This window comes from Polaromonas sp. P1_F9 (genome assembly GCF_056405615.1).
On sequence record NZ_JBFUBT010000007.1, the window covers coordinates 18,996 to 43,102 of the forward strand.

The 24,107-nt window shown below is 62.4% G+C and carries 22 protein-coding genes; 7 read left to right on the plus strand and 15 right to left on the minus strand.

Annotated features, from left to right (window positions below):
- Positions 1-6: 6 nt before the first annotated feature.
- From rfbC to AC1DYR_RS19060, 5 genes are all read right to left on the minus strand, one after another.
- Positions 7-552, minus strand: coding sequence for a dTDP-4-dehydrorhamnose 3,5-epimerase (rfbC, locus tag AC1DYR_RS19040; RefSeq protein WP_477706618.1), 546 nt, complete (start codon positions 550-552; stop codon positions 7-9).
- Positions 552-1,436, minus strand: coding sequence for a glucose-1-phosphate thymidylyltransferase RfbA (gene rfbA / locus AC1DYR_RS19045; protein WP_477706477.1), 885 nt, complete (start codon positions 1,434-1,436; stop codon positions 552-554). Before rfbA ends, rfbC begins: the two co-directional genes overlap by 1 nt.
- 8 nt (positions 1,437-1,444) lie before the next feature.
- The gene (gene rfbD, locus AC1DYR_RS19050) at positions 1,445-2,341 is read right to left on the minus strand and encodes a dTDP-4-dehydrorhamnose reductase (RefSeq protein ID WP_477706478.1); all 897 of its coding nucleotides are present in this window, start codon (positions 2,339-2,341) and stop codon (positions 1,445-1,447) included.
- Entirely contained in the window at positions 2,338-3,417 is a 1,080-nt protein-coding gene (rfbB, locus tag AC1DYR_RS19055; RefSeq protein WP_477706479.1) for a dTDP-glucose 4,6-dehydratase, read from the minus strand. The genes rfbD and rfbB overlap by 4 nt, the downstream gene beginning before the upstream one ends.
- A 109-nt stretch (positions 3,418-3,526) precedes the next feature.
- Positions 3,527-5,512 carry an SDR family oxidoreductase gene (locus tag AC1DYR_RS19060; RefSeq protein ID WP_477699804.1) on the minus strand — a complete coding sequence of 662 codons (1,986 nt, stop codon included), beginning with the start codon at positions 5,510-5,512 and terminating at the stop codon, positions 3,527-3,529.
- 248 nt (positions 5,513-5,760) lie between these two features.
- Here AC1DYR_RS19060 and AC1DYR_RS19065 point away from each other — a divergent pair, with 248 nt between their 5' ends.
- The 4 genes from AC1DYR_RS19065 (at position 5,761) to AC1DYR_RS19080 (ending at position 9,307) form a co-directional block, all read left to right on the plus strand.
- Positions 5,761-6,264: a phasin family protein gene (locus AC1DYR_RS19065; RefSeq protein ID WP_431098472.1), complete on the plus strand. Its 504-nt coding sequence runs from the start codon at positions 5,761-5,763 to the stop codon at positions 6,262-6,264.
- A gap of 126 nt (positions 6,265-6,390) precedes the next feature.
- Positions 6,391-7,683, plus strand: coding sequence for a patatin-like phospholipase family protein (locus tag AC1DYR_RS19070; RefSeq protein WP_477706480.1), 1,293 nt, complete (start codon positions 6,391-6,393; stop codon positions 7,681-7,683).
- Positions 7,684-7,814: 131 nt separating this feature from the next.
- Positions 7,815-8,474, plus strand: a complete 660-nt coding sequence (locus tag AC1DYR_RS19075) for a TetR/AcrR family transcriptional regulator (protein WP_477706481.1) — start codon at positions 7,815-7,817, stop codon at positions 8,472-8,474.
- 59 nt (positions 8,475-8,533) lie between these two features.
- A complete protein-coding gene (locus AC1DYR_RS19080; protein WP_477706482.1) occupies positions 8,534-9,307 on the plus strand; it encodes a tetratricopeptide repeat protein in 774 nt (257 codons plus the stop codon).
- Positions 9,308-9,651: 344 nt separating this feature from the next.
- Here the strand turns inward: AC1DYR_RS19080 and AC1DYR_RS19085 are convergent, their stop codons facing one another.
- The 5 genes from AC1DYR_RS19085 to AC1DYR_RS19105 form a co-directional block, all read right to left on the minus strand.
- Positions 9,652-10,338 carry an HAD-IB family hydrolase gene (locus AC1DYR_RS19085; protein WP_477706483.1) on the minus strand — a complete coding sequence of 229 codons (687 nt, stop codon included), beginning with the start codon at positions 10,336-10,338 and terminating at the stop codon, positions 9,652-9,654.
- Positions 10,326-11,864 (minus strand): ArnT family glycosyltransferase, encoded by a 1,539-nt coding sequence (locus AC1DYR_RS19090; protein ID WP_477706484.1) that lies wholly within the window; start codon positions 11,862-11,864, stop codon positions 10,326-10,328. The genes AC1DYR_RS19085 and AC1DYR_RS19090 overlap by 13 nt, the downstream gene beginning before the upstream one ends.
- 71 nt (positions 11,865-11,935) lie before the next feature.
- The gene (locus tag AC1DYR_RS19095) at positions 11,936-12,847 is read right to left on the minus strand and encodes a lysylphosphatidylglycerol synthase transmembrane domain-containing protein (RefSeq protein ID WP_477706485.1); all 912 of its coding nucleotides are present in this window, start codon (positions 12,845-12,847) and stop codon (positions 11,936-11,938) included.
- Positions 12,848-12,882: 35 nt separating this feature from the next.
- Positions 12,883-13,752, minus strand: a complete 870-nt coding sequence (locus AC1DYR_RS19100; RefSeq protein ID WP_477706486.1) for a decaprenyl-phosphate phosphoribosyltransferase — start codon at positions 13,750-13,752, stop codon at positions 12,883-12,885.
- 91 nt (positions 13,753-13,843) lie between these two features.
- A complete protein-coding gene (locus AC1DYR_RS19105; RefSeq protein WP_477706487.1) occupies positions 13,844-14,311 on the minus strand; it encodes a DUF4265 domain-containing protein in 468 nt (155 codons plus the stop codon).
- Between the two features lie 178 nt (positions 14,312-14,489).
- Here AC1DYR_RS19105 and argE point away from each other — a divergent pair, with 178 nt between their 5' ends.
- Positions 14,490-15,710, plus strand: coding sequence for an acetylornithine deacetylase (gene argE / locus AC1DYR_RS19110; RefSeq protein ID WP_477706488.1), 1,221 nt, complete (start codon positions 14,490-14,492; stop codon positions 15,708-15,710).
- 116 nt (positions 15,711-15,826) lie between these two features.
- On the opposite strand, the gene AC1DYR_RS19115 is transcribed toward argE, so the two are convergent.
- Both AC1DYR_RS19115 and AC1DYR_RS19120 read right to left on the minus strand, forming a co-directional pair.
- Positions 15,827-16,957, minus strand: coding sequence for an ABC transporter substrate-binding protein (locus AC1DYR_RS19115; RefSeq protein WP_477706489.1), 1,131 nt, complete (start codon positions 16,955-16,957; stop codon positions 15,827-15,829).
- Between the two features lie 174 nt (positions 16,958-17,131).
- Positions 17,132-18,283: an ABC transporter substrate-binding protein gene (locus AC1DYR_RS19120; protein ID WP_477706490.1), complete on the minus strand. Its 1,152-nt coding sequence runs from the start codon at positions 18,281-18,283 to the stop codon at positions 17,132-17,134.
- 52 nt (positions 18,284-18,335) lie between these two features.
- Here AC1DYR_RS19120 and AC1DYR_RS19125 point away from each other — a divergent pair, with 52 nt between their 5' ends.
- On the plus strand, positions 18,336-20,465 hold the full coding sequence (locus tag AC1DYR_RS19125) for a molybdopterin-containing oxidoreductase family protein (RefSeq protein ID WP_477706491.1): 2,130 nt from the start codon (positions 18,336-18,338) through the stop codon (positions 20,463-20,465).
- Positions 20,466-20,495: 30 nt separating this feature from the next.
- The gene (locus tag AC1DYR_RS19130; protein ID WP_477706619.1) at positions 20,496-21,611 is read left to right on the plus strand and encodes an aminopeptidase; all 1,116 of its coding nucleotides are present in this window, start codon (positions 20,496-20,498) and stop codon (positions 21,609-21,611) included.
- A gap of 50 nt (positions 21,612-21,661) precedes the next feature.
- Here AC1DYR_RS19130 and AC1DYR_RS19135 read toward each other — a convergent pair whose 3' ends face one another.
- The 3 genes from AC1DYR_RS19135 to AC1DYR_RS19145 form a co-directional block, all read right to left on the minus strand.
- Positions 21,662-22,111 (minus strand): GNAT family N-acetyltransferase, encoded by a 450-nt coding sequence (locus AC1DYR_RS19135; RefSeq protein ID WP_477706492.1) that lies wholly within the window; start codon positions 22,109-22,111, stop codon positions 21,662-21,664.
- 17 nt (positions 22,112-22,128) lie between these two features.
- Complete coding sequence (locus AC1DYR_RS19140) at positions 22,129-22,932, minus strand: class I SAM-dependent methyltransferase (RefSeq protein ID WP_477706493.1); 804 nt, start codon at positions 22,930-22,932, stop codon at positions 22,129-22,131.
- A gap of 135 nt (positions 22,933-23,067) precedes the next feature.
- The gene (locus AC1DYR_RS19145) at positions 23,068-24,057 is read right to left on the minus strand and encodes an alpha/beta fold hydrolase (protein ID WP_477706494.1); all 990 of its coding nucleotides are present in this window, start codon (positions 24,055-24,057) and stop codon (positions 23,068-23,070) included.
- Positions 24,058-24,107 lie beyond the last annotated feature (50 nt).

Here is a 24,107-nt window from a genome sequence, read left to right on the forward strand (position 1 = left end):
CATCCCTCAAGCAGGCAGCTCTGCGTTCGCCAGAGAAGAACCCAGCTGGTCTTTGGCAGACAGCACTGGGCTGATGCCGGCTGGCCACGTAATGCCCAGAGCCGGGTCATTCCAGGCAATGCAGCGCTCCTGAGCCGGGGCGTAATAGTCTGTTGTCTTGTACAAAAAATCGGCGCTCTCGCTGAGCACCATGAAGCCATGGGCCAGGCCGGGAGGCACCCAAAGCTGCCGGTTCGCTTCTTCATTGAGCTCAAGGCCAAACCACTTGCCAAAGGTGGGCGACGACCGACGGATATCCACCACCACATCAAAAACCGAGCCACGTACAACGCGCACCAGCTTGCCCTGTGGCTGGCCCAGCTGATAGTGCAGGCCGCGCAAGACACCTTTGGTGGAGCGGCTGTGGTTGTCCTGCACAAAGCTGAAACTGGTGCCGGTTGCGTCATTGAAGTCGCGCTGGTTGAAGCTTTCCAGGAAGAAGCCGCGCGAATCCCCAAATACGCGGGGCTCAATCACCATGACGCCCGGGATGCCGGTCTCGGTAGCCTTCATCACGATTTGCCTTCTTCAGGCAAACGCAAAAGATACTTCCCGTAAGCATTCTTTGCCATCGGCTCGGCGAGAGCGGCAAGCTGGCTATCGCTGATGAACCCGTTGCGCCAGGCAATTTCTTCCGGGCAGGCAATCTTCAACCCCTGCCGGCGCTCCAGCGTGGCAATGAATTGCCCCGCCTCCAGCAGGCTGTCATGGGTGCCGGTGTCCAGCCAGGCATAGCCGCGCTGCATGATCTGCACGCTGAGCTGGCCGCGCTCAAGATAATGCTGGTTGACGGCGGTGATTTCGAGTTCACCGCGGGCGCTGGGCTGGATGGATTTGGCAATCTCCACCACCTGTGCATCGTAAAAATAAAGGCCTGTCACGGCATAGCTGCTTTTGGGTGCGGCCGGCTTTTCTTCAATGCTGATGGCTTTGCCTTCTGCGTTGAAAGCCACAACGCCATAGCGCGCGGGGTCCTGCACGTGATAGGCAAAGACGGTCGCGCCGGTATCGCCGGCATCGGCGCGGGTCAGCAGGCTTTGCAGGTCATGGCCATAAAAGATGTTGTCGCCGAGCACCAGCGCACTGGGCGAGCCATTGAGGAATTTCTCGCCGATGATGAAGGCCTGCGCCAGCCCGTCCGGCGTGGGCTGCACGGCGTACTCCAGTTTCATGCCCCACTGGGATCCATCACCCAGCAGTTGCTGAAAGCGCGGGGTGTCCTGTGGCGTACTGATGATCAACACCTCACGTATGCCCGCCACCATCAGCGTGCTCAGTGGGTAATACACCATGGGTTTGTCGTACACCGGGAGCAACTGCTTGCTGATGGCCAGCGTTGCCGGATGTAGCCGGCTGCCGGACCCGCCGGCCAGGACAATGCCTTTGCGTTGTGTCATGGGAGTTTTCAGGTTATTTCGGTCAACATGCGGGCCACGCCCGGCTGCCAGTCAGGAAGGGCCAATCCGAACCTTGCGCGGAGTTTAGCGGTGTTCAGCCGCGAGTTTTGCGGACGGGCAGCCAGCGTAGGGAATGCGCTGGCAGGTACCGGTTCCACCGCCATCGCCGATGCTTTCAGCGTGTGCCCGGCCTGAAGGACGGTTTCGACCACAAATTGCGCATAACCGTGCCAGGACGTTTCGCCGCCTGCAGCAACATGGTAGATGCCAGCCGCGTTTTCGACTGTGCCCGCTACAGCACTACGCACCATGTGGGCAGTCACGTCGGCAAGCAGGTCTGCGCCTGTTGGCGCCCCGAACTGGTCATTGACCACCGATAGCCTGTCGCGCTCGCCGGCCAGCCGAAGCATGGTTTTTGCAAAGTTGGCACCCCGCGCGGCGTAGACCCAACTGGTGCGCAAAACGAGGTGTTTGGCACAGCGCGATGCGATGCGTTGCTCGCCTTCGAGCTTGGTATGGCCATAGACGCTGAGTGGGCCGGTGGGGTCTGTTTCGTCCCAGGGCTTGCTGCCGCTGCCGTCAAACACGTAATCGGTTGAATAGTGCACCAGCCAGGCCCCCACACTGTTGGCAGCTTCCGCCAGCACACCCGGGGCAACCGCATTCACGGCATGCGCAGTTTCCCGGTCACTTTCGGCTTTGTCGACAGCGGTGTAGGCTGCCGCGTTGACGATGACATCGGGTTGAAACTTTTGCACGGTGCCCGCCAACCCCGTCACATCGGCCAGGTCACCGCAATACGCAGTGCTGTGGCGGTCCAGCGCAAGAAGCTCGCCCAGCGGCATCAGGCTGCGCTGCAGTTCCCAGCCGACCTGGCCATTCGCGCCAAACAGCAGAATCTTCAAGCCGATGCCTCCTGGGGCTGCCCGTAGTGCCGCGCCGTCCATTCCCGGTAGGCTCCGCTTTGCACATGGGCCACCCAGTCGGCATTGGCCAGATACCACTCCACTGTTTTGCGAATGCCGCTTTCAAAGGTTTCTGCGGGTGCCCAACCCAGCTCGGTATGGATTTTCCCGGCGTCAATGGCGTAGCGCCTGTCATGACCAGGGCGGTCCTTCACGTAGGTGACCTGCTCGGCATACGCAGCACCGCCGGCGCGCGGACGCAGTTCATCCAACAGCGCGCAGACCGTATGGACGATGTCGATGTTGCGCTTTTCGTTCCAGCCACCGACGTTGTAGGTCTCTCCGGGCTTGCCGGCCTCCAGTACACGGCGGACTGCGCTGCAGTGGTCCTTGACATACAGCCAGTCGCGCACCTGCTGGCCGTCACCATAGACCGGCAGCGGCTTGCCGGCAAGCGCATTGACGATCATCAGCGGGATCAGCTTTTCCGGGAAATGATAGGGGCCGTAATTGTTGCTGCAGTTGGTCGTGACGACCGGCAAGCCATAGGTGTGGTGGTAGGCGCGCACAAGGTGGTCGCTCGCGGCCTTGGACGCTGAATACGGGCTGTTCGGCTCGTAGCGATGGGTCTCGGTGAACGCGGCATCGGCGGGCGCGAGCGAGCCATAGACCTCGTCGGTTGAAACATGCAGCAGGCGAAACCCGGCTTTTGCAGCGCCGTCGAGCGTGTTCCAGTAAGCCCTGACGGCTTCGAGCAGGCGAAAGGTGCCGACGACATTGGTCTGGATAAATTCCTCAGGGCCGAGGATCGAACGATCGACATGAGACTCGGCCGCGAAATGGACCACCGCGCGCGGCCGGTGGGTGGCCAGCAACTGCCCGAGAAGCGCCGCATCGCCAATGTCACCCTGCACAAAATGATGGCGGCTGTCACCGTCGAGCGAAGCCAGGTTTTCCCGGTTGCCCGCGTAAGTCAGCTTGTCGAGATTGACGACAGGCTCTGCCGCGGATTGCGCCAACCAGTCCAGGACAAAGTTGGAACCGATGAAACCGGCGCCGCCAGTTACCAAAATCATGGGATTGCCTTTTTTGACGTTGCAGGCGGCCGTGCAGGCCGCTCGCCAGGACCGGAATTATCCCATGGCAATCCACGCACCGGGCCAGGCCGGCCCGGCCTGGCCAGCGTCAGAAATGAATCCCGCGCATCATCTGCTGCATCGCCACCGCTTCGGCCGACAGCGTCGGTTTGGCGCTCTTGTCGCCCTTGGCGGCCGATGAGTCGGGGAACATGCGAAAGCTGGTGTTCATGGCGATCTGGGCAATGCGCGGCACCAGCGCATGCATGAGCTGGCCGGTGATGCCCAGGCGCGTGGCCACGCGAACCGGCTTGAAGATGCAGGCCTGCGCAATCATGTCGGCGGCCTCTTCAGGCGACAGCGTGGGCACGTTGTTGTACAGGTTGGTCGGCGCGATCATGGGCGTGCGCACCAGCGGCATGTTGATGGTGGTAAAGCTGATGCCGACGTCGGCAAATTCACTGGATGCGCAGCGCGTCCAGGCGTCCAGCGCGGCTTTGGAAGCCACATAGGCCGAAAAGCGCGGTGCGTTGGTCAGCACGCCGATGGAGCTGATGTTGACCACATGGCCCTTGCGCTTGGCCGCCATGCCGGGCAACAGCCCCATGGTCACGCGCAGGCAGCCGAAGTAGTTGAGCTGCATGGTGCGCTCGTAATCGTGAAAACGGTCGTAGCTGGCCTCAATGGCGCGGCGGATGGAGCGGCCCGCGTTGTTGATGAGGAAGTCGACGCCGCCATGGTTGGCGATCAGCTCCTTGATGAAACGGTCGCAATCCACCATGTCGGCGATGTCGGCCGGGTAAGCCACGAAGTTATAGCCCTTGGCTTTGGCTTCCTTGCAGGCTTCGTCGAGCTTGTCCTGGTCGCGCCCGCAGATGATGGTGATCGCGCCGGCATCAGCAAACTTGTGCGCCGCGGCCAGGCCGATGCCTGACGAACCACCGGTGACCAGCACCACCTTGCCGTTGACGGTGCCGCGCAGCGACCGGTCGATGTGCAGGTCGGGGTCCAGGTGGCGTTCCCAGTAATCCCAGAGGCGCCAGGCGTAGTCTTTCAGGTTGGGACATTCGATGTTCGAACCCTTGAGCGCGGCCAGGGTGTCGCGGCAGTCAAAGCGGGTTGGGTAGTTGACAAACGTCAGCATGTCTTCCGGCAGGCCCAGGTCGGCCAGCACCGCATTGCGCACGCGGCGCACCGGCGCCAGCGCCATCAGGCTCTTTTTGACGCCGCGCGGAATGAAGCCCAGCAGGGCGGCATTCACGAACAGGTTCATCTTGGGCGCATGGGCCGCGCGGCTGAAGATGTCCAGCACATCACCGACGCGGTAACCCACCGGGTCCACCAGGTGAAAGCATTTTTTGGCAATGCCGGTTTTGTGGCTGAGGTGGTCCAGCGCATCGACGACAAAGTCGACCGGAACGATGTTGACCCGCCCGCCCTCCAGCCCCACCGCCGGCATCCAGGGCGGCAGCAGCTGCCGCATGCGCTGGATCAGCTTGAAGAAGTAATAAGGCCCGTCGATCTTGTCCATTTCGCCGGTGGTGCTGTCGCCGACCACCATGGCGGGGCGAAACACTGTCCAGGGCACCTTGCATTCCTTGCGCACGATTTTTTCGCTCTCGTGCTTGGTCATGAAGTACGGGTGCTCGTAGTTTTCGGCTTCCTCGAACATGTCCTCGCGGAACACGCCTTCATAGAGGCCGGCAGCGGCGATGGAGCTCACATGGTGAAAGTGGCCGGCGTCAATCGCCTTGGCAAATTCCACCGTGTTGCGGGTGCCGTCAATGTTGACCGCCACCTGGCTTTCCTCGTCGGCGCTCAGGTCATACACGGCGGCGAGGTGGTAAAAATGCCCGACCTGGCCCTTGAGTTTTTTGATGTCTTCGCTGCTGACACCGAGCTTTTTGCTGGTCAGGTCGCCGTGCACGGCCACCGCACGGGCAGCAGGCACACCCCAATACTCGCGCAGCGCCGCCACTTTGCCGGCGCTTTCCTTGCGGATCAGGAAATGAACGGTCGTTCCTTTTCGTTCCAGAAGTTTTTTTACCAGGCGCTTGCCAATGAAGCCTGTGGCCCCTGTAACGAAATAATGCATTTTGTGTTTCCTCCGCTGAACGGCCAAGTCAAAAAGTGATTCTTGCTTAAACGGCATGACTCTCTATTCAGCAGAAACCCGCGCTCAGCCCGCCCGCGCGTGCTTTTCCATAGAGCCGCATGCCTAGAACCTGTTCACGGTCTAGAACGCAACACCTAAACGCCGCCGCGTGGAGGGCTTATATTTTCCCCGTGCGTGCGGCATACTGCCCGCGAAGTTCCATAACCACAAACTGTCTGGAGTAAACCATGGTCAAGAAACTGCAAAAAATGAGCGCCGACAAGAAGTCCGGTCCACAGCTGTCCGGTGCCGTCAAGGAATCCGCCCAGCAAATCTGGCTGGCGGGCCTGGGCGCCTTCTCCAAGGCGCAGGAAGAAGGCGGCAAAGTGTTTGAGACCCTGGTCAAGGAAGGCCTGTCCATCCAGCGCAAGACCCAGGCCGTGGCCGAAGGCAAAATTTCTGAAGCCACCAACAAGATGGCCAGCATGGCCACCGACATCCAGTCCAAGGCCGGCCACCAGTGGGACAAGCTGGAAAACATCTTTGAAGACCGCGTGGCCAAGGCCCTGAACAAACTCGGTGTGCCTTCCGCCAAAGACGTGGACGCCCTGATCGCACGCATTGACGAGCTCAACCGCAATGTGCAAAAAATGGGCGGCAAGCCAGCAGCCAAAACCGCAGCGGCAAAACCCGCCGCCAAAAAGGCGGCACGCCCCGCGGCTAAACGCCCAGCTGCACGCAAGTCGGCTTAAGCACGGCGACCTCACAAAAAAAGGGACATGCCGTCCCTTTTTTTACGCCCGTGCATACCTGCCCGCTGCGCCGTTTTGCTGCAAAGCAGCAAATATTTCTTGAGCCGCCGTCTACACTTTCTTTTCATGACTTCAGCCAAGCGTTCAAAAAGCAAACCTTCATTCGATAAGCCGCGCATTGCCCTGGCACTCTCCGGCGGAGGACCGTTGGGCGCCATCTACGAAATCGGTGCGCTGTGCGCGCTTGATGAGTCCCTGCAGGGGCTTTCATTCACCGAACTGGACCACTATGTCGGCGTGTCAGCCGGCGGCTTTATTGCCGCGGGCCTTGCCAACGGCATGACACCGCGCGAACTGTGCGCCGCCTTCATTGAAAACGGCGACCAGGCGTCGGAGGTGTTTGACCCGGCCTGGCTCATGGTGCCGGCCTATGGCGAATTTTTGCGGCGCGGCATCATGCTGCCCGGCCTGCTGGCGTCGGCGGCCTGGCGCGCCACCTTCGGGCGCAAGTCGCTGGTCAATGCGCTGGAGGCGCTGGGCCCGGCCTTGCCGACCGGCGTTTTCTCCAATGACGAAATCGACAAGCGCCTGGCCGCGCTGTTTTCCAAGCCCGGCCGCACCAATGATTTCCGCCAGCTTCGCACACGGCTGACGCTGGTCGCGACGAATCTGGACAGCGGGGACGCCGCGCCCTTCGGCCGCCCCGGCTGGGACCACGTGCCCATTTCCAAAGCCGTGCAGGCCAGCTCGGCCCTGCCGGGCCTGTTTCCACCGGTGGAGATCGACAGCCACTACTACGTGGACGGCGCACTGAAGAAAACCATGCACGCCGGCGTGGCGCTGGACGACGGCGTTGACCTGATGTTTTGCCTGAACCCGCTGGTGCCTTTCAACGCAACCCGTGCTCCCGCGCTGGCCATGAACCAGCGCGTCATGCGCCGCGGCCTGCCGCTTGAGAAGCAGGCCATTCCGCGCATCGTGAACGGCGGCCTGCCCGCAGTGATGAGCCAGACCTTTCGCTCGATGATCCACTCGCGGCTGGAGCTCGGCATGAAGCACTACGCGCACGCCTATCCCGGCACCGACATCGTGCTGCTGGAGCCAGACGCCCGCGACACCGAGATGTTCCTGGCCAATACCTTCAGTTACCGGCAGCGCCGCGAACTGGCCGAGCACGCCTACCAGAACACCCGGCAGATGCTGCGCTCGCGCAAGACCACGCTGTCGGCCACGCTGGCGCGGCACGGTGTGTCGCTGAACCTGGACCTGCTGGAAGACCCCAGGCGCCACCTGGTGGCTGAAAGGCCTGCCGCCACCCGCGTGGGCCGCGCCATTGCCTCGCTCGAAGATGTGATGGAAGATCTGAGCCACGCGCTGCGGCCCGCTGCGCACAAGCTGCCCGCGTCAGCCGGGGCTTAATCCAAAGGTTTGCCAGGTGCATGCGATGCCGTTCACCTTGTTGCAAACCGCCGTGCGGATTGATGGACTTCCCTAGTGTCGCCCGGGGAGACGCTGGGTTAGAGTAAAGAACAACACAAGGTAGACAACTTATGGCGAAAAAAGCGCCGCGCCGTACAGCAGAGCGGATCCTGGAGGTCACCCTGGACCTGTTCAACCGCTTTGGCGAGCCCAATGTGTCGACCACGCTGATCTCCGCCGAGCTCAGCATCAGCCCCGGCAACCTGTACTACCACTACCCGGCCAAAGACGAGCTCATCAACTCGCTGTTTGACCGCTACGAAAAATCCCTGAGCGAGCTGCTCAATGCCAGCGACGGCGTTCGCGACGTGGAAGACGCCTGGTTTTTCATGCACACGCTGTTCGAGCTGATCTGGCAGTACCGCTTTTTGTACCGCGACCTCAATGACCTGCTGAGCAAGAACCGCCGCCTCGAAACCCACTTCCAGTGGGTGCTCAAAAACAAGACCCGGGCCGTGAAAGCGATGCTGGACGGCATGAGCCGCACCGGCGCCGTGACGATTGATTCGCGCGAGGTCGAGGCCACGGCCACCAGTATGGTGGTGGTGCTCACTTACTGGCTGAGCTTTGAATACGTGCGCGACCCGCGCAACGCGCTGGAGCCGGCCAACGCACAGGCCGCCCTGCTGCGCGGCGCGCACCACGTGCTCAACCTGCTGATTCCCTACCTGGAGCAAGGCCAGCGCGCGCACTTGCAGGCGCTGGTCGGGGCTTACAGCAACCCGGCTTGAATTCCGTCAAACTGCCGTCATTCATAACACCAACAATTTTTACCAAGGAGACAACACACATGGCCAAATGGACTGCCTTTCCCCACGCCGGCGACTACACATTTGATGCTGCCAGCCTGAAAAAGAGCTGGGCCCGACTGCACCAGGGCGACTGTGAGCCCCTGCCCAAGGATGCCGATGTGCTGCAGGCCTGGGTGCTGTTTCATAACGGCGACTTTCAGAAAGCGGCGGAAGCCGGCACCAAGGCCGGCGGCGACGGCATCACCGTGGCCAACAAGGCCACCAGCATGTACGCCACCTACCTCGAAACCAAGGAAAAAGCCAAGCTGGACATGTTCATGGAAGTGGCCGCACGCGCCGAAGCCCAGCAAAAATCCGACCCGAAAAACGCCAACGCCTGGTACTGGCAGGCCTATGCGCTGGGCCGCTACAGCCAGGGCATCAGCGTGGCCAAGGCGCTGGCCCAGGGCCTGGGAACCAAGGTGAAGAATTCGCTGGAGCAGGCGATCAAGCTGTCACCCAAACACGCAGACGCGCACATTGCGCTGGCGGCCTTCCATGCCGAAGTGATCGACAAGGTGGGTTCGCTGATCGGCGGTATGACCTACGGCGCCAAAAAAGACATCGGCCTGGCGCTCTACAAGGACGCGCTCAAGCTGCATCCGGGGTCGGCCATCGGCATGATCGAATACGCCAACGGCCTCGTCATGCTGGAAGGCGACAAAAAAATGAAGGAAGCCACCAAGCTGTACGAGCAGGCCGCAGCCAGCAAACCGCTGGACGCCACCGAACGGCTGGACGTGGAGATGGCCAAGGCCGAACTCGAAGACTGAGCCGGCGCCGCAACCTCACCTCCGCACTCCCGGCAGGGCTCGCACGTCGCAAGGTGTGCGGGCCCTGCCTGTTTTTTGCTATTGTTTTAGTAGCAATAGAGGCAAGTAAACATTGGGCCACAGGCCAAATTGATGCTCAAAAACAGCCAAAATGGCCTCTCATCGGCGTTTTGGAACCGTTTTTTGGCGATTTCTGCCTGCAGGACGGGTTTTGAGCCGTTTTTAGGTATCAAACAAGGCTGCGGCGCATGCGGAGCATGCCCGGGCAGCTATCAAAACAATAGCAACAGGAACGGCAACAGCCCTGGCCCGCATCATGCGCCGGGCCAATCCGGCTATCCGGCTTATCCCCGCCGCGCCGCATCCGCCCACGGCTTGCCCCGGTACCACGCATGCTGGGCCAGCCGCAGCATGGGCTTGTCGCCGGAGGTATCGCCATAGGCATACAGGGTGACGCCGGCCAGCGCCGTTTCCCCATAGCGCGCCAGTGCCCAGGCCTGCAGGCGCAGCACCTTCTGCTCGCCATGGCAGTTGGGGGTGCTCATGCGACCAGTGAGGCGGCCGGTGAGGTGCCCGCCCTCACCCTCGCCCACCACTTCCATTTCCGTGCAGAGCAGCGCGTCAAACCCCAGCTGACGTGCCACCACCTGCAGGTAGATGTCGGGCGACGCGCTGACCATGACGCAGCAATGCCCGGCTTCGCGGTGCCAGGCCAGGCGTGCCATGGCGTCCTCGCGCAGCTGGCCTGGAAAATCCTGGGCCAGCCAGCGGGCCGTCCAGTCCTGCATCTCGGCCAGACTGCGGCCGGCCAGCGTGGCCTGCATCAGCTTGCCTTTGGCGACATGGTTGGGCACCAGGCGCAGCGCATAACCGGCCAGCCAGGGAAGGCAGCGCAGCAAGGCCCCCAGGAACCGCGGCCAGCCCAGGCCACGCGCCAGGAACACCGTGAAGGTGTCGCGCCGGGTCAGCGTGCCGTCGAAGTCAAAGGCGGCAACGACGGGACCGGCCCCGGCAGCGATCACCTCGGGCATCGCACCTGCCCGCAGTAGCGCACACAGAACGGGCAGCCCGTCATGGGAAGCCACGAAGGAATGTTGAAGTAGCGTTTGAAAATCGTGCCCAGCACGCCTTCGCGGTAGGCCTGGTATTTGAAGCCCGTGCCTTCGACCGCGTAAAAGGGCACACCGTCCTGCTCGAAGCTCAGCACACGCACCGACTCGAAGTAAGGCGCAAACTCTTCCAGCTTCGGCTTGTCGGCAACGATGACACGCACCGTCTTGCCCTGGTAGAGCGAAAAGTCGACCAGCATGTCGTCCTGCCGCGCGTGGAACTTGCCGACGCCGAACACCGGCATGTATTCGCGGCGTTCGAAACCGAAAATCGACGCGGGCGTGTAGGCCTCACCCATCAGCACCACGCCCGGCGCAGCGACCTGCTGCAGCATTTCGGCCGTCTTGTAGCTGCGGATGATTTGCGGATACAGCTTGGTCGTTTTCCAGGTATCCAGCGACGTCATGTACAGCCCGGCCACCACCAGCACATGCAGGCCGGCAAACACGGCCAGCCCCTTGGCGCAGGCCTTGAGCCTGTCGGCCGGCAAGGCAAACGCCAAAAATGCGAAACCGAAGGGATAAAACGACAGCACCCAGTGCAGGCCGATCACCTTCTTGCCTGACAGCAGTGCAAAAAACAACAGCGGCACCACCACCAGGCAGGCCAGCAGGCGCTGGTTCCGGGCAGCGGCCATCAGCGCATCACGGTAGCGCACAGCCATCCATACCGCCACGGGCGTGATCAGGTAGACCATCATGCCGATGTAGGTCAGCGGCTTGCGCCATTCGAACACCGCGTCTTCGTTGCGGTTGTAGACATTGAACATGATGTTCGACCAGCCGTGCGACATGTTGTAGGCGATGTTGATGGACGGGCCGGGCAAGGCGCACAACACCAGCAGCGCAAAACCTGCGAGCCGTTCACGCCGGTACAACACGAAGTAGACGAGATAACTGAAGCCGAGCACCACCGAGAAGTACTTCGAAAGAAAGGCACAGCCCAGGAAGATGCCCGACAGGGCGTAGAGCCCGTAGGCGGCACGGTCCAGCGCCGCCCGTCGCTCGGCGCGCATCAAGGCGGCAACGGACAGAGCCGACCAGAAAATCAGCGGTGTGTCGGTGGTGATCAGGACGTTGAGCCAGTTCAGCGGCGCCAGCCAGAAAAACAGCACAGCCCAGGCGGCGCGCACCTTGTCGACTGGCTTGAGGGCCCACCACAGCGCCGCACCCAGCGCCAGCGGCAGCAGCACGATGGGCAGGCGTATCGACCAGAGGCTGTCGCCCAGCGTGGCGCGCATCAGCGCAATCAGCCAGCCCACCATGGGCGGGTGGTCTGAATAACCCCACGCGGGGTACACCCCCCACCAGTAAAAAAAGGCTTCATCGCCGGTGACCGGGAAGGTGACGGCGATCCAGAACCGCAGCAGCAGTGACAGGAGGCCCGCACCCAGCAGCCAGCGGCTCAGCGAAACGGGAAAAGCGGCGGTGTCTTGGTTCTGGGGCATGGAAACTGGGAGAACAGGTAATCTGGCGGCCCTGCAAGAGGGGCAAAGGCAAGAGCGAAGGCCGACAGGGCCTAACGAAAGCTGATTTCCTTGCGGATGGCCGCACTATAAAGCAAGGCCACTACGCCAATCGCAACGGCCAGCCACAGCGTGAGCAGCCGCACCAGCACGGTAATGGCCAGCGCTACGGCCCCCGTTGCGCCCTGTGCCACCAGCAAGCCGGTCAGCACGGCTTCGGTGCCGCCCAGGCCCGCCGGCAGGGCAGACAACGCCCCGGCCACCATGGCGACCGCGTAAAACCCGGTGGCCGTCAGCAGCTCAAGATGTACATTCATGGCACGGCAGACCAGCCAGACCGCCAGGCCTTGCGCGGCCCAGGCCACCAGCGTGAGGCCGAACCACAGCCAGGGACGCACAGAAAGGCAATGCCAGGCCTCACGCAGCCAGGCAAAGCGCGCAAGCAGTTGCGCCCGGTAAATAAAGAGCGACGCGACGGCCAGGATCACCAATAGCGCACCGGCCGCAAGCAAAACCACCAGCAAGGCAGGCGCCGACTGCACCGCGCCATGCCGCAGCACCCAGCTCAGGGCCGGCAGGCACAGCAGCACCAGACACAGCAAATCGGCCAGGCGTTCGGCGCCAAAGATCGCCAGGCTTTGCGCCGCGCCCAGCGGCTGGCGCGCCAGCATCAGACCGCGCACAGCTTCCCCGACATTGCCCGGCGTGGGCGTGAAGGCATAACCGGCCAGGTACAGCCGAAGCCCCTGCAGCCAGCCGAACTGGCGCCCGAAGTGGGCCATCCAGAGGCGCCAGCGCAAACCGCGCAGCAGGTAGTTGAGCAGGCACAAGCCTGCTGCCTGGGCACCCGTCCACGACCACAGCAGCGCGAGCGATGCCTTGGGGCTGTCACCCCAGACCAGCAGCACGGCCGCATAAGCCGTGGCCACCACACCGAGTACCAGCAACAGCTGCTTGAACGGCAAGGTGCCGCGCGCGGGCGGCGGAGCGCCCCCGGGGATCACAGGCGGCGGCTCAGGAAAATGGCCAGCCAGAGCGCGCCGGCCGCCAGAATCCACGGGTCCCGCAGCATGTCGCGCGCCACGTCTTCGCCGCGGCCACGGTGCACCTGGTAGGTGTAGCGCAGCATGCCGAAAATGACCACCGGCACGGTGTAAAGCAGGCGTTCGCCGTGCTGCAGCTGCGCCTCGGGGCTGGTGGCAAACAGGCTGTAGGTGGTGAGGGTGGCCGTCATGGTCACGGCCATGAAGGTGTCGAGCAGGGCCGCGGGGTAGTGCGCCAGCACGGCGCGCTGGCTGGCTTCTTCATGAAAAGTTTCGGCCTTGCGTTTGGAAAAACCGAGGAACAGGGCCACAAAAATGCCGGTGAGCAACAGCCAGCGCGAAGGCGGAATGCCGACGGCCACGGTGCCGGCCAGCAGGCGCAGCATGAAGCCCGAGGCAATGATGGACACGTCGACCACCGGCACCTGCTTGAGCCGCCACGAATACGCCAGGTTGAGCACCGTGTACAGGCCCAGCAGCACCAGCAGCGTGCGGTTGCCCGCGGCCAGCAACAGCCCCGCCACCAGCAACAGGCCCGCCAGCACCAGCGCCACCGGGGCAGCTACCGCACCGCTGGCCAGCGGCCGGTGGCGCTTGGTGGGGTGCAGGGCGTCGCTCGCGCGGTCATGCCAGTCGTTGATGATGTAGACCATGCTTGAGAGGCAGCAGAACGCGGCAAAGGCGTAGAAGACGCGCAGGTCCAGCGCGGTGTCCTGCCAGTTCTGGCTGAACACCAGGCCGGCAAACACAAAGGCGTTTTTGAGCCACTGGTGCGGCCGCATGAGCCGTATCAATGCAGCCGGTGCCTCCCATACCATTCTTGTCATTCGTAGCCCCTCAGTTTCCCAAGACTCGCGCCCTTAAACAAAAAGGCTCGCAGTTCACAGGAACAGGCGATTATCCATAGCAGCATGAGCGTCACACGGCTTCCTTTTTTTCGCGTCCAGTCGCCTTGTGGCGTAGCGCCATCCAAGTGAATACCAGTGGAACTTCTTTCAAGGACTCGCGAAATGCGATTGCAACGCCCAGGCAGTCGACGTCTGGAGGAATCGTCACCAAAGCGAGCCGGTGATCGTTCAACAGGCTACTGCCGGCACCCATCTGATCAGTCGCACGACACGCTTCGTACAACAGCTTTTCAGCCCCGGGATGCTTGCTATACGCCCTGAAGGACGAAAAGCCGCCCGCTTCGACCAGCTTGACGAAGACAAGACCTGACTCGGCGCTAACGCTTGCACTAACCCGGTCACCGTAGGCCAGATTCCGCACCAGAAACGAACTGTTCCTGACGCTGAAAGTTCCGTCCGGCAAGTCGACCGCATTGACGGTTTCCGAGTGAAATCGGATGTACGCGGGAACCTTGTCATTGACGATCAATATCTTCATGAGAATTGGCAATACCCAGGCAGGATTCGTATTGAAGGACCGCCTGTTTCAAACGGTGAGGAGGACGAAGATGTCATCGGGAAGGGGAAATACCCCACGGGACCCCGCAGGGAAGCGGGCTTCAAGCATAACTGACGGACAGGCAACGGACATTGCCGAATACGGCCAAAATGAAGCCATGTCTTTCGCACCCACCCCCACCCTTTCATCCACCCTCGCTGCCACTCCTTCCACCCTGCCCGCCGTCTCACCCCACGCCCTGCAACTGGTCCAGACCCTGGTCCGCATGAACACGGTCAGCCACAACTCGAACCTGACCTTGATTCACTTCGTGCGCGACGAGCTGCAAAAACTCGGCGTCGCCAGCCGCATCACCACCAATGCCGACAAGACCAAGGCCAACCTCTTTGCTACGCTGGGCCAAGGAAAACCGGCCGGCATCATCCTGTCAGGCCACACCGACACGGTGCCCTGGGACGGCCAGGACTGGACGCTGGACCCGCTGTCGGCCACGGTTAGCGATGGCAGGCTGTATGGCCGCGGCAGCTGCGACATGAAAGGTTTTATCGGCCTGGCGCTGGCCCACGCCGGGGATTTTTTGAACAGCCAGGCGCCGTTTGCGGTGCACCTGGCGCTGAGCTACGACGAGGAAGTCGGCTGCATGGGCGTGAAGGAATTGATTGCCGACATGAAGGACGCGGGCATCAAGCCGCTCGCCTGCATCGTGGGCGAACCGACCAGCATGGTGCCGGCCACCGCGCACAAGGGCGTGTACCGCTACAAATGCTGCGTGCGCGGCAAGGAGGCGCACTCCTCGCTCACGCCGCAATCCGTCAACGCCATCGAGATGGCGGCGCGTGTCGTCGGCAAGCTGCGCGACATGGCCGAAGGCTTTGAGGCCAACGAGCCGCGTTATGAAGGCTTCGACGTACCCTTCAGTACCGCCAGCGTTGGACAGTTCCACGGCGGCATTGCCGACAACGTGGTGCCGCGCGACGCGGAGTTCCGCTACGAGTTCCGCAACCTGCCCACGGCGGATGCGGTTTTAATGCAAAAAGAGCTTGTAGCCTATGCGGAGCGTGCGCAACCAGCTATGAAAAAGATAGCGCCCGATGCTGGCTTCAGCTTTGAGACGATTTGTGAAGTACCGGCCTTCCTCGGCTCCGCCGGCGACGCAGTGACCCAGCTGGCCCAGCGCCTGGCCGGCACGAAAGAGACCACGCTGGTCGCTTTCGGCACTGAAGCAGGCCTTTTCAAGAACGCCGGCATTCCCACCGTGGTGTGCGGGCCCGGCAGCATCAACCAGGCGCACCAGCCCGACGAGTTCGTGAGCCTGGAGCAGCTCGCGCGCTGCGAGGATTTCATGCGCGGGCTGATCGCCACGCGGCAAATTGCCTGATTGAGCTAGCTTCGCTAAGAGGCGGGCTCTTCACGCAGGCCACCGCGGAACCGGCTTTGCCGGGCCGCCAGTGGCGCCCCCCTTGGGGGGAGGCGGCCGCAGGCCGCTTCGGGGGGTTACGTCCTGATCCGGCCGTCACCCGTCAGCATCGACAGTTCCACGAAGTGGGACGCCACATGGTCGGTCGGCGAGAACGTCACGGAAAACCCACCCACCGACTGGGTGCCGATGGCTTCCATGCCCGAAATCAGCGACTCACGGGTCATCTTGGCGCCACCGCGCTTGAGGCCGTCCACCAGAATCCTGGCGGCCACATAGCCTTCCATGCTCGAGAAATTGACCTTCGCGTCCTTGCCGGCCGCCTTCACCGCTTCAGTAAACTCGCGCACAATCGGCCGCGCTCCGTTGTAGGGCGAAGGCATGACCTGCGACACCACAACGCCTGCGCCATCCTTGCCCAGCTCGTCGGCCAGCGCCTGCGTGCCGACAAACGACACGTTGTAGAACGTGCCGCCGTACCCGGCCTTGCGGGCTTCGCGAATGAAAGCGGCGCAGGCCTTGTAAGCACCAATCTGCACTACTGCATCGGGGCCCGCGGCCACCAGCGTGGTGACGGCCTTGGCCACGTCCACCGTATTGCGCTCAACCGTCGCCTGCGCCACGGGCTTGAGGTTCTGCGCGGCCAGGGCCAGCGTGACGCCGTCCAGCCCGGCCTTGCCGTAGGCGTCGTTCTGATAGAACACGGCGATTTTCTTCAGCCCCAGGGCGGTCAACTGTTTGACGATGAGGCCGGTTTCGTCGTTGTAGGAGGCGCGCACATGAAAGACATTTTTGTTGAAAGGGTCACGCAAGGCCATGGCACCGGTGAACGGCGCGATGAACGGGACTTTGTCCTTGATGGCCAGCGGCAGGGCAGCGATGCTGGTGGGGGTGCCGATGTAGCCGAACAGCGCAAACACCTCGTCGTCGATCAGCTTGCGGGTGTTTTCGGCGCAGCGGGCGGGTTCATAGCCGTCGTCGAGGTTGCGGATTTCAATCAGGCGCTTGTTGACGCCGCCCTGTTCGTTGACCTGGTCGAAGTACACCTTCGCGCCCTGGTAGAACTGGATGCCCAGCTGCGCAGCCGGGCCGGTGAAAGGCGCCGACTGGCCGAGGATGATCTTGTCGGTCTGGGCATGCGCGATGTTGAAACCCGCCAGCACGGAAGCGCCGGCAGCGGTGGAAAAGGTTCTGCGAGTAATGTTCATGACGCAATCTTCGCAACAAAAGTTTACAAACAGCTTAATTTGTAAAAACTAAGTTACAAATACGTGAGATAGGTCACTACTTTAGCGGAAGCCAGCAACGCAACAGTCGGTAATTTGTCACCTTTTGCATCATCCAACCCACAACACTCGCCAATTTCCGCTATCTCACTCTTCCTATTCCCGCACCCGTCCGGTCGCATCAATCAGGCTGAGCTCCACCAGTTTGGAGCCCACGCGGTCCCCGTCAAAGTGCACCCGAAAACCACCCAGGCTCAGCTCCTGCAGGGTGTCCAGCGCCTTGCGCAACTTGACGCGGGTCGGGTCCTTGCCAGCCTTGCGCAGCGCTTCGACATAGGTCCAGGCGGCAATGTAGCCTTCGAGCATGTACACATTGGGTTTTCCCAGTTTGGCCGCTGCGGCGTCGGCCTGCAGTTCACGGACCAGCACGCTCTTGGCGTTGTCTGATTTGGGTGTGACGCGCACCACCACCACACCGGCACCGGCCGCACCCAGCTGCTCGGCCAGCAGGCTTTCGCCAGTGCTGGAAAAGCCGTAGATGGGCCCGCGAAAGCCTTTGGCGCGCAAATCGCGTATGGCGTTAGCGGCACCGGCAGCGTCGCTGATGACCAGTACGGATTCAGGCTTCTTGCCCAGAATCTGTTCAACGCTCGTGACTACACTGCCGCCCGAGAGGGCCGACTTGGCCACCAGGTTGGCGCCCAGCCCGCCCATGGTGCGCTCGGCCGAATCCAGCGCCGCCAGCGATTCGGCATCCTTGCCGTGCAGGATGGCCAGCTTGCGCATGCCCAGGGTTTCGGCGTGCCGCGTGATCATGGCAGCTTCTTCCGAATAACCGGGCCGGACCGAATACACGTTGGGATAGAGCGAGCCGCGCAGCTCGTCGGCGCCGGCCATGGGGGCGAACAGCAAAATGTCGGTGTCCTTCAGCAACGGGTTGACGGCCGTGACCTGCGGGGAGCCGTAGTAGCCGAACAGCGAAAACACCTTCTGGTCCAGCAGCTTTCGGGTGTTGGCCGCGGCGGTCTCGGGGTTGCCCGCATCGTCCAGCGTCGTCAGCTCGATCTTGCGGCCGTTGACACCGCCGCCGGCATTGACGTGGTCGAAGTAAAGGCGCGCGCCCTGGGCAAACGGCACAGCCAGCGTGCTGCCGGGCCCGGTCATGGCCAGTGACTGCCCCAGCGTGACAGCGGTTTTGCTGATGCCGTCCTCGGCATACACCCCCGGCGCCATCAGGGCGGCCAGTGCCGCTACCATGGTGATCCTGGCCAGCGCGCGGAATGACTGCATTCCTGTTTTTGTTGTCATGTTGTCTCCTCATCCCCGGGGGCCGGTGTGACTGCCAATATAAAGTTGAACCATGAGCAATACCATCAGCATCTCCCCTATAGCCAAGGCCAAACCTGACACCGGGCTGAAGCCTGGCGCCGTGCAGGTGCTGGGCGCCTGCCCGCACGACTGCCCCGACACCTGCTCATTGCTGACTGCTGTGGAAGACGGCGTAGCCACCCGCGTGCAGGGCAACCCGGACCACCCGCATACCGGCGGCGTGCTGTGCAACAAGGTGTCTCGTTACACCGAACGCACCTACCACCCTGAGCGCCTTTTGCATCCGCTCAAACGCAGCGGGCCCAAAGGCAGCGGACTGTTCGAGCCGGTGAGCTGGGAAGCGGCTCTTGCCGATATCACGGCGCGCCTCAAGCCCATCGCCGCACGCAACCCGGAAGCCATCGTGCCTTACAGCTACGCCGGCACCATGGGCCAGGTGCAGGGCGAAAGCATGGCGGGCCGGTTTTTCAACCAGCTCGGCGCGTCATTCCTGGACCGTACCATTTGCTCGTCGGCCGGCGGCGAGGCCCTGACGCAAACACTGGGCGGCAAGGTTGGCATGCGGGTCGAGTTTTTTGCAGAATCGAAACTCGTCATCATCTGGGGCAGCAACTCCATCGGTAGCAACCTGCACTTCTGGCGTTACGCGCAGCAAGCCAAAAGAGGCGGCGCAAAACTTGTCTGCATCGACCCGCGCAAAAGCGAAACGGCCGAAAAATGCCATGAGCACATCGCGCTGCTGCCGGGCACCGACGCCGCGCTGGCGCTGGCCCTGATGCACGAACTGATCACCCACGACTGGCTCGACCATGACTACATCGCGCAGCACACACTGGGCTGGCAAAGCCCCGAAGGCGGGCTGCGCGAGCGTGCGCTGCAGTGGCCGCCTGAACGGGCGGCCGAGGTCTGCGGTGTGCCGGCGGAACAGATCCGCTCGCTGGCGCGCGATTATGGCGAATGCTTTGTCGAAAAACAGCCCGCAGCGATCCGCCTGAACTACGGCATGCAGCGCGTACGCGGCGGCGGCAATGCGGCGCGTGCTATTGCCTGCCTGCCTGCGCTAACGGGCGCATGGCGGCATCGGGCCGGTGGCGTGCTGCTCAGCAGCTCGGGCCTGTTCCCGGTCGACAAAGCCGCGCTGCAACGCCCCGACCTGCTGCAGGCCCGCCAGCCGCGCACCATCAACATGAGTACCATCGGCAACGCCTTGCTCGAAGCTGCATCGCCGCAGTTCGGTCCGAAGATCGAGGCGCTGATCGTCTACAACAGCAACCCGGTGGCAGTGGCGCCGGAATCCGGAAAAGTGGTTCAGGGCTTTGCGCGTGAAGACCTCTTCACTGTGGTGCTTGAACACTTCCAGACCGACACGGCCGATTACGCAGACTACATCCTGCCGGCCACCACCCAGCTGGAGCACTGGGATGTGCATGCCTCCTACGGCCATACCGACGTGTTGCTGAATCGCCCCGCTATCGCGCCCATGGGCCAGGCCAAACCCAACACGCAGATCTTTCGCGAACTGGCTGCCCACATGGGTTTTACCGACCCCTGCTTTGCCGACAGCGACGAGCAGCTGTGCCGCGCGACGTTTGGCGACAAGGTGGACTTTGAGCGGCTGCTGGACACGGGCTTTGCCACGCTGGCACTACCCGATGCGCCGTTTGCCTCCGGCAACTTCCCCACCGCCTCGGGGCGCTGCGAGTTCTTCAGCGCGCGCCTCGCGGCCACAGGCGCCGACGGCCTGCCCGGCCACGTGCCCAATTACGAAGCAGCCGACACATCCGACCAGTTCCCGCTGGCCATGATCTCGCCGCCCGCACGCAACTTCCTCAACTCCACCTTCGTCAATGTCAAAAGCCTGCGCGACATCGAAACCGAACCGGTGCTGGAAATGCATGCCGATGATGCACTGCCGCGCGGCATCACCACGGGCGCGGTCGTCAAGGTGTTCAACGAGCGCGGTGAATACCGGGTCAAGGCCGAGGTCTCCGCGCGGGCGCGCCCCGGTGTGGTCAACGGCCTGGGCATTTGGTGGCGCAAGCTGGGCCTGGACGGCACCAACGTGAACCAGCTCACCAGCCAGCACCTGACCGACATGGGCCGCGGCCCTGTCTTCTACGACTGCCTGGTGCAGGTACAGCGCGACGCTGAAACAGCCTGAGGCACGGTGAGCCGAACGCGCGCCAAGACAATGACCGGCCTGGCTGCCGCGCTGGCCGCAGCCGCGCTGTGCCTCACGGGGTGTGCCGACCTGGGTTATTACTGGCAGTCCGTCAGCGGCCACATGCAGATGCTCAACGCGGCCCGGCCCGTGGACGACTGGCTCGGGGATGCGCAAACATCGGCCTCATTAAAAAGCCGGCTGGAACTGTCGCAGCGCATCCGCAGCTTTGCGGTGGCCGAGCTGAAACTGCCCGACAACGCCAGCTACCGCCGCTATGCCGACCTGCGCCGCAGCGCCGTGGTCTGGAACGTGGTGGCGGCGCCGGCGTTTTCGCTCACGCTCAAAACCTGGTGCTTCCCGGTCACGGGCTGTGTAGGCTACCGCGGCTACTTCAACGAGGCCGACGCCCGCGCCGAAGCGGCGCGGCTCAAGGCCGAAGGCCTGGAAGCCAGCGTTTACGGCGTGCCCGCGTATTCCACTCTGGGCTGGATGAACTGGGCCGGCGGCGACCCTTTGCTGAACACGTTCATCGGCTACCCCGAAGGCGAACTGGCCCGGCTGATCTTTCACGAACTGTCGCACCAGGTGGTGTATGCGCCGGGTGACACGATGTTCAATGAATCGTTTGCCACCGCGGTCGAGCGCCTGGGCATCGAGCGCTGGCTGGCCACGCAGGCCGGCGATGACGCACGCAAGGCCTACGCGGTATTCGATGGCCGGCGCCGGCAGTTCCGCGCGCTGGCATTGGCCACGCGCCGCGAACTGACCGCAATTTATGATCAAAATGATGCCACAGCCCAATCAGAACCTGCGCAAGCAGCTAGCAAAATGATAGCGTACCAGCGCTTTCGCGACGCCTATGCCGAACTCAAGGCATCATGGGGCGGCTTTGCCGGTTACGACCTGTGGGTGGCGAACGCCAACAATGCCTCGTTTGGCGCACAGGCCGCCTATGACGAACTGGTGCCGGGCTTTGAAGCCTTGTTCGAACGCGAGGGCCGTAACTGGCAACGGTTTTACGACGCAGTCAAAAAGCTGGCCCGGCTACCCAAGGACGAACGGCGCAAGGCACTTGAACACAACATGGTGAACCTTGCGCAGGCACACAGTCACCCACGCAAGGCCGGACAGACCAAAGAGTAGTTCAACCTGGGCAGCATCCCGGCACATCCGGCGAGGGCGTATCTACAGGCTTACACGCACATGATCGTGAGGCGGTGTCCCTGATGTTCCGTATGTTCGACGACTTTCCAGCCGAGCCGGGCATACAGGGCTTCGCTGTTCGGCGTAAACAGGTAGATCTTGTTTTTGCCCATGCCGGCGGCCTCCCGAACCACATGCCGGACCAGCGCCGACCCAATCCCCCTGTTCCTGTGCTCGGGAGCGACATAAACACTGGACAGCCAGGGAGACAAGTGGGAATGGGTAATCGTTTGTGGCAGCAAGCTCGCCGACCCCAGGAGCTGGTCTTCGCAGACCGCCACAAAGGTCATCGGCAATGTGCCCTTCTGCGCGGATGCCCTCAGCCTTTGCATCCGCTGTTCAAGGGTGACCGCGGTATTGAGATAGCCGAATTGCGCCTGGTGCCACGCGGCCAGCGCCGCGAGATGCTGCGGGTAGTCGGCAAGATAGCCAATGCACACAGGAGATGCTGCGTGCCTCATGCCAGCTGAACCCAGGCAGCAACAGACATGGGCGGCACGGTCACAGTGTGCTCGCCCCGGCCCGCCAATTCCCGGGCCAGCAACGCGTCGACATCGTGATGATCCGCGTCCGCACGCCCGAGCTTTCGAGCCATGGGCGTGACCGACCTGACCGCCTCCAGGGGCAGTTCGATTGAACGTGCACCATACTGAGGTGCTGATGTCTGCACCTGCACACTGCCGTAACGCATCAAAATACTCGGCAGCCTCGCCGCCATGTACGGATTGATGCCTGCGTCCAGCATGACGTCGCCTATGAACACAATGGCCTGATGTGTTTGCGGCGAAGCCGGCGGCCAAATGCTGCTGTGCACACCGCGGAAAAAATCCATTTCCAGAAACGCCAGCGTCCCTCCCGGTCGAACCCATTTCGCCACCCGTGCAACGGCGGCCTCGGGACTTGCGACATACAGCAGGAAGTACCGGCCAACAATGGCGTCAAACGTCCGGACCGGCTCAAAGTTGTCAAGCTCAGCCAAAACAAACTTCACGTTCCGAAAACCCGCGTTAGCGACGCGCAACGCGGCAGCGTCAAGCTGGGCCTGGTCCCGGTCCATTGCCACCACTTCGCCGCCGGGCCCCACACGGCTCGCCAACAACAAGGTCACGTCGCCGCTTCCGCAGCCCAACTCCAGAACCTGCGACTCGGGTTTAACACCGGCCCCTGCCAACATGTTCTCGGTAAGCGGCAATATCGCCAATGCCTGCATTTTCAATCGTTCGCGCTCTTTTTCACTGCTGTGCAGCGGATAGTTTTTCATTCTTCAGGGAACCTGTATTGCTTGGCGAGAGGGCAGTATCCAACCCATACCAGGCGCAGAACAGTGTGTGAACTACGGTATCCGAAGATACAACCACGGTAAGCCATACCGTAGGTAAGCTGGACCATGACCCAGCTAAAAGAGCCCGTATTGCGCGGCCCGGTGCGCTGCTTCAGCCCGCGTCTTGCTGCCCAGGGCCTTCAGGGCAGCGCCCACATGCATTTCAACCGTACGAGGACTCAAGGACAGCGTGCGTCCGATCTGCTTGTCGGTCTGCCCTTGCGCTACCTGCCTCAGCACATCGGTTTGACGCACCGTCAGCCGGAAAGGCTGGGCAGGTGCCGCGGCGCCTTCACCGCCCGCGAGGAAATCAAGCACGGTGGTGCGCACCCCGGGCCACGCAGGCTCCTCAGCCAAAGGAATGTTGTTGTGCGACTCAACGGGAACAAAGCGTGAGGCAGGAATGAGTGCTGCCAGCCTCTGGCCCTCGTCCATCGGGTACAAGATGTCGTGGCGGGCATGCATCACCAGGCAAGGAGCGTCGATCCGCTTTGCGCTTTCGCTGAGGTCAAGATCATAAAAGGCCCGGACACTCTGGGCAGCGATGGCGCCGTTCATGCGCTGGCTGACGATCCGGTCATGGGCTTCAAGCTGCCCGGCCGAAGCCTCCGGAAGAAATTGCGCGGTGAATATGCGCCGGAAAGACACCGAAAACTCGCTTCGCCCATCCAGCCCGGATTCATACACCTGCAACGCCGCCATGGCATCGTCGCGTTGCGCAGCAGTCAATTCACGCCGCAAACGCCCACGAACCGCTCCGCCATAAATCATCATGCGTGTCAGCCGGTCGGTATGGCGCGCGGCATACTCGATTGCTGCATACGACCCGGTACACACCGCCACCATGGAAAAGCGCGTCAGCCCCGCTGCATTGACGACCGCCTCAATGTCTTCCACCCAGGCATCCAGGGACATGCGCTCAGGCTTGCGCTCCGAAAGCCCACACCCCCGCATATCGAGCCTGATCACGGTGTGGCGGGCGGCCAGCGCGTCCATCCAGTGCCTGCTCGCGGGTCCGGGCAACGCCAGGTCGTTGTCGGTGTACTGCAGGGTGACCCATACCACGGGCGGCCCACTGCCGGTTGCAGTGAAGGCAATGGTCGTTCCGTCGGCGC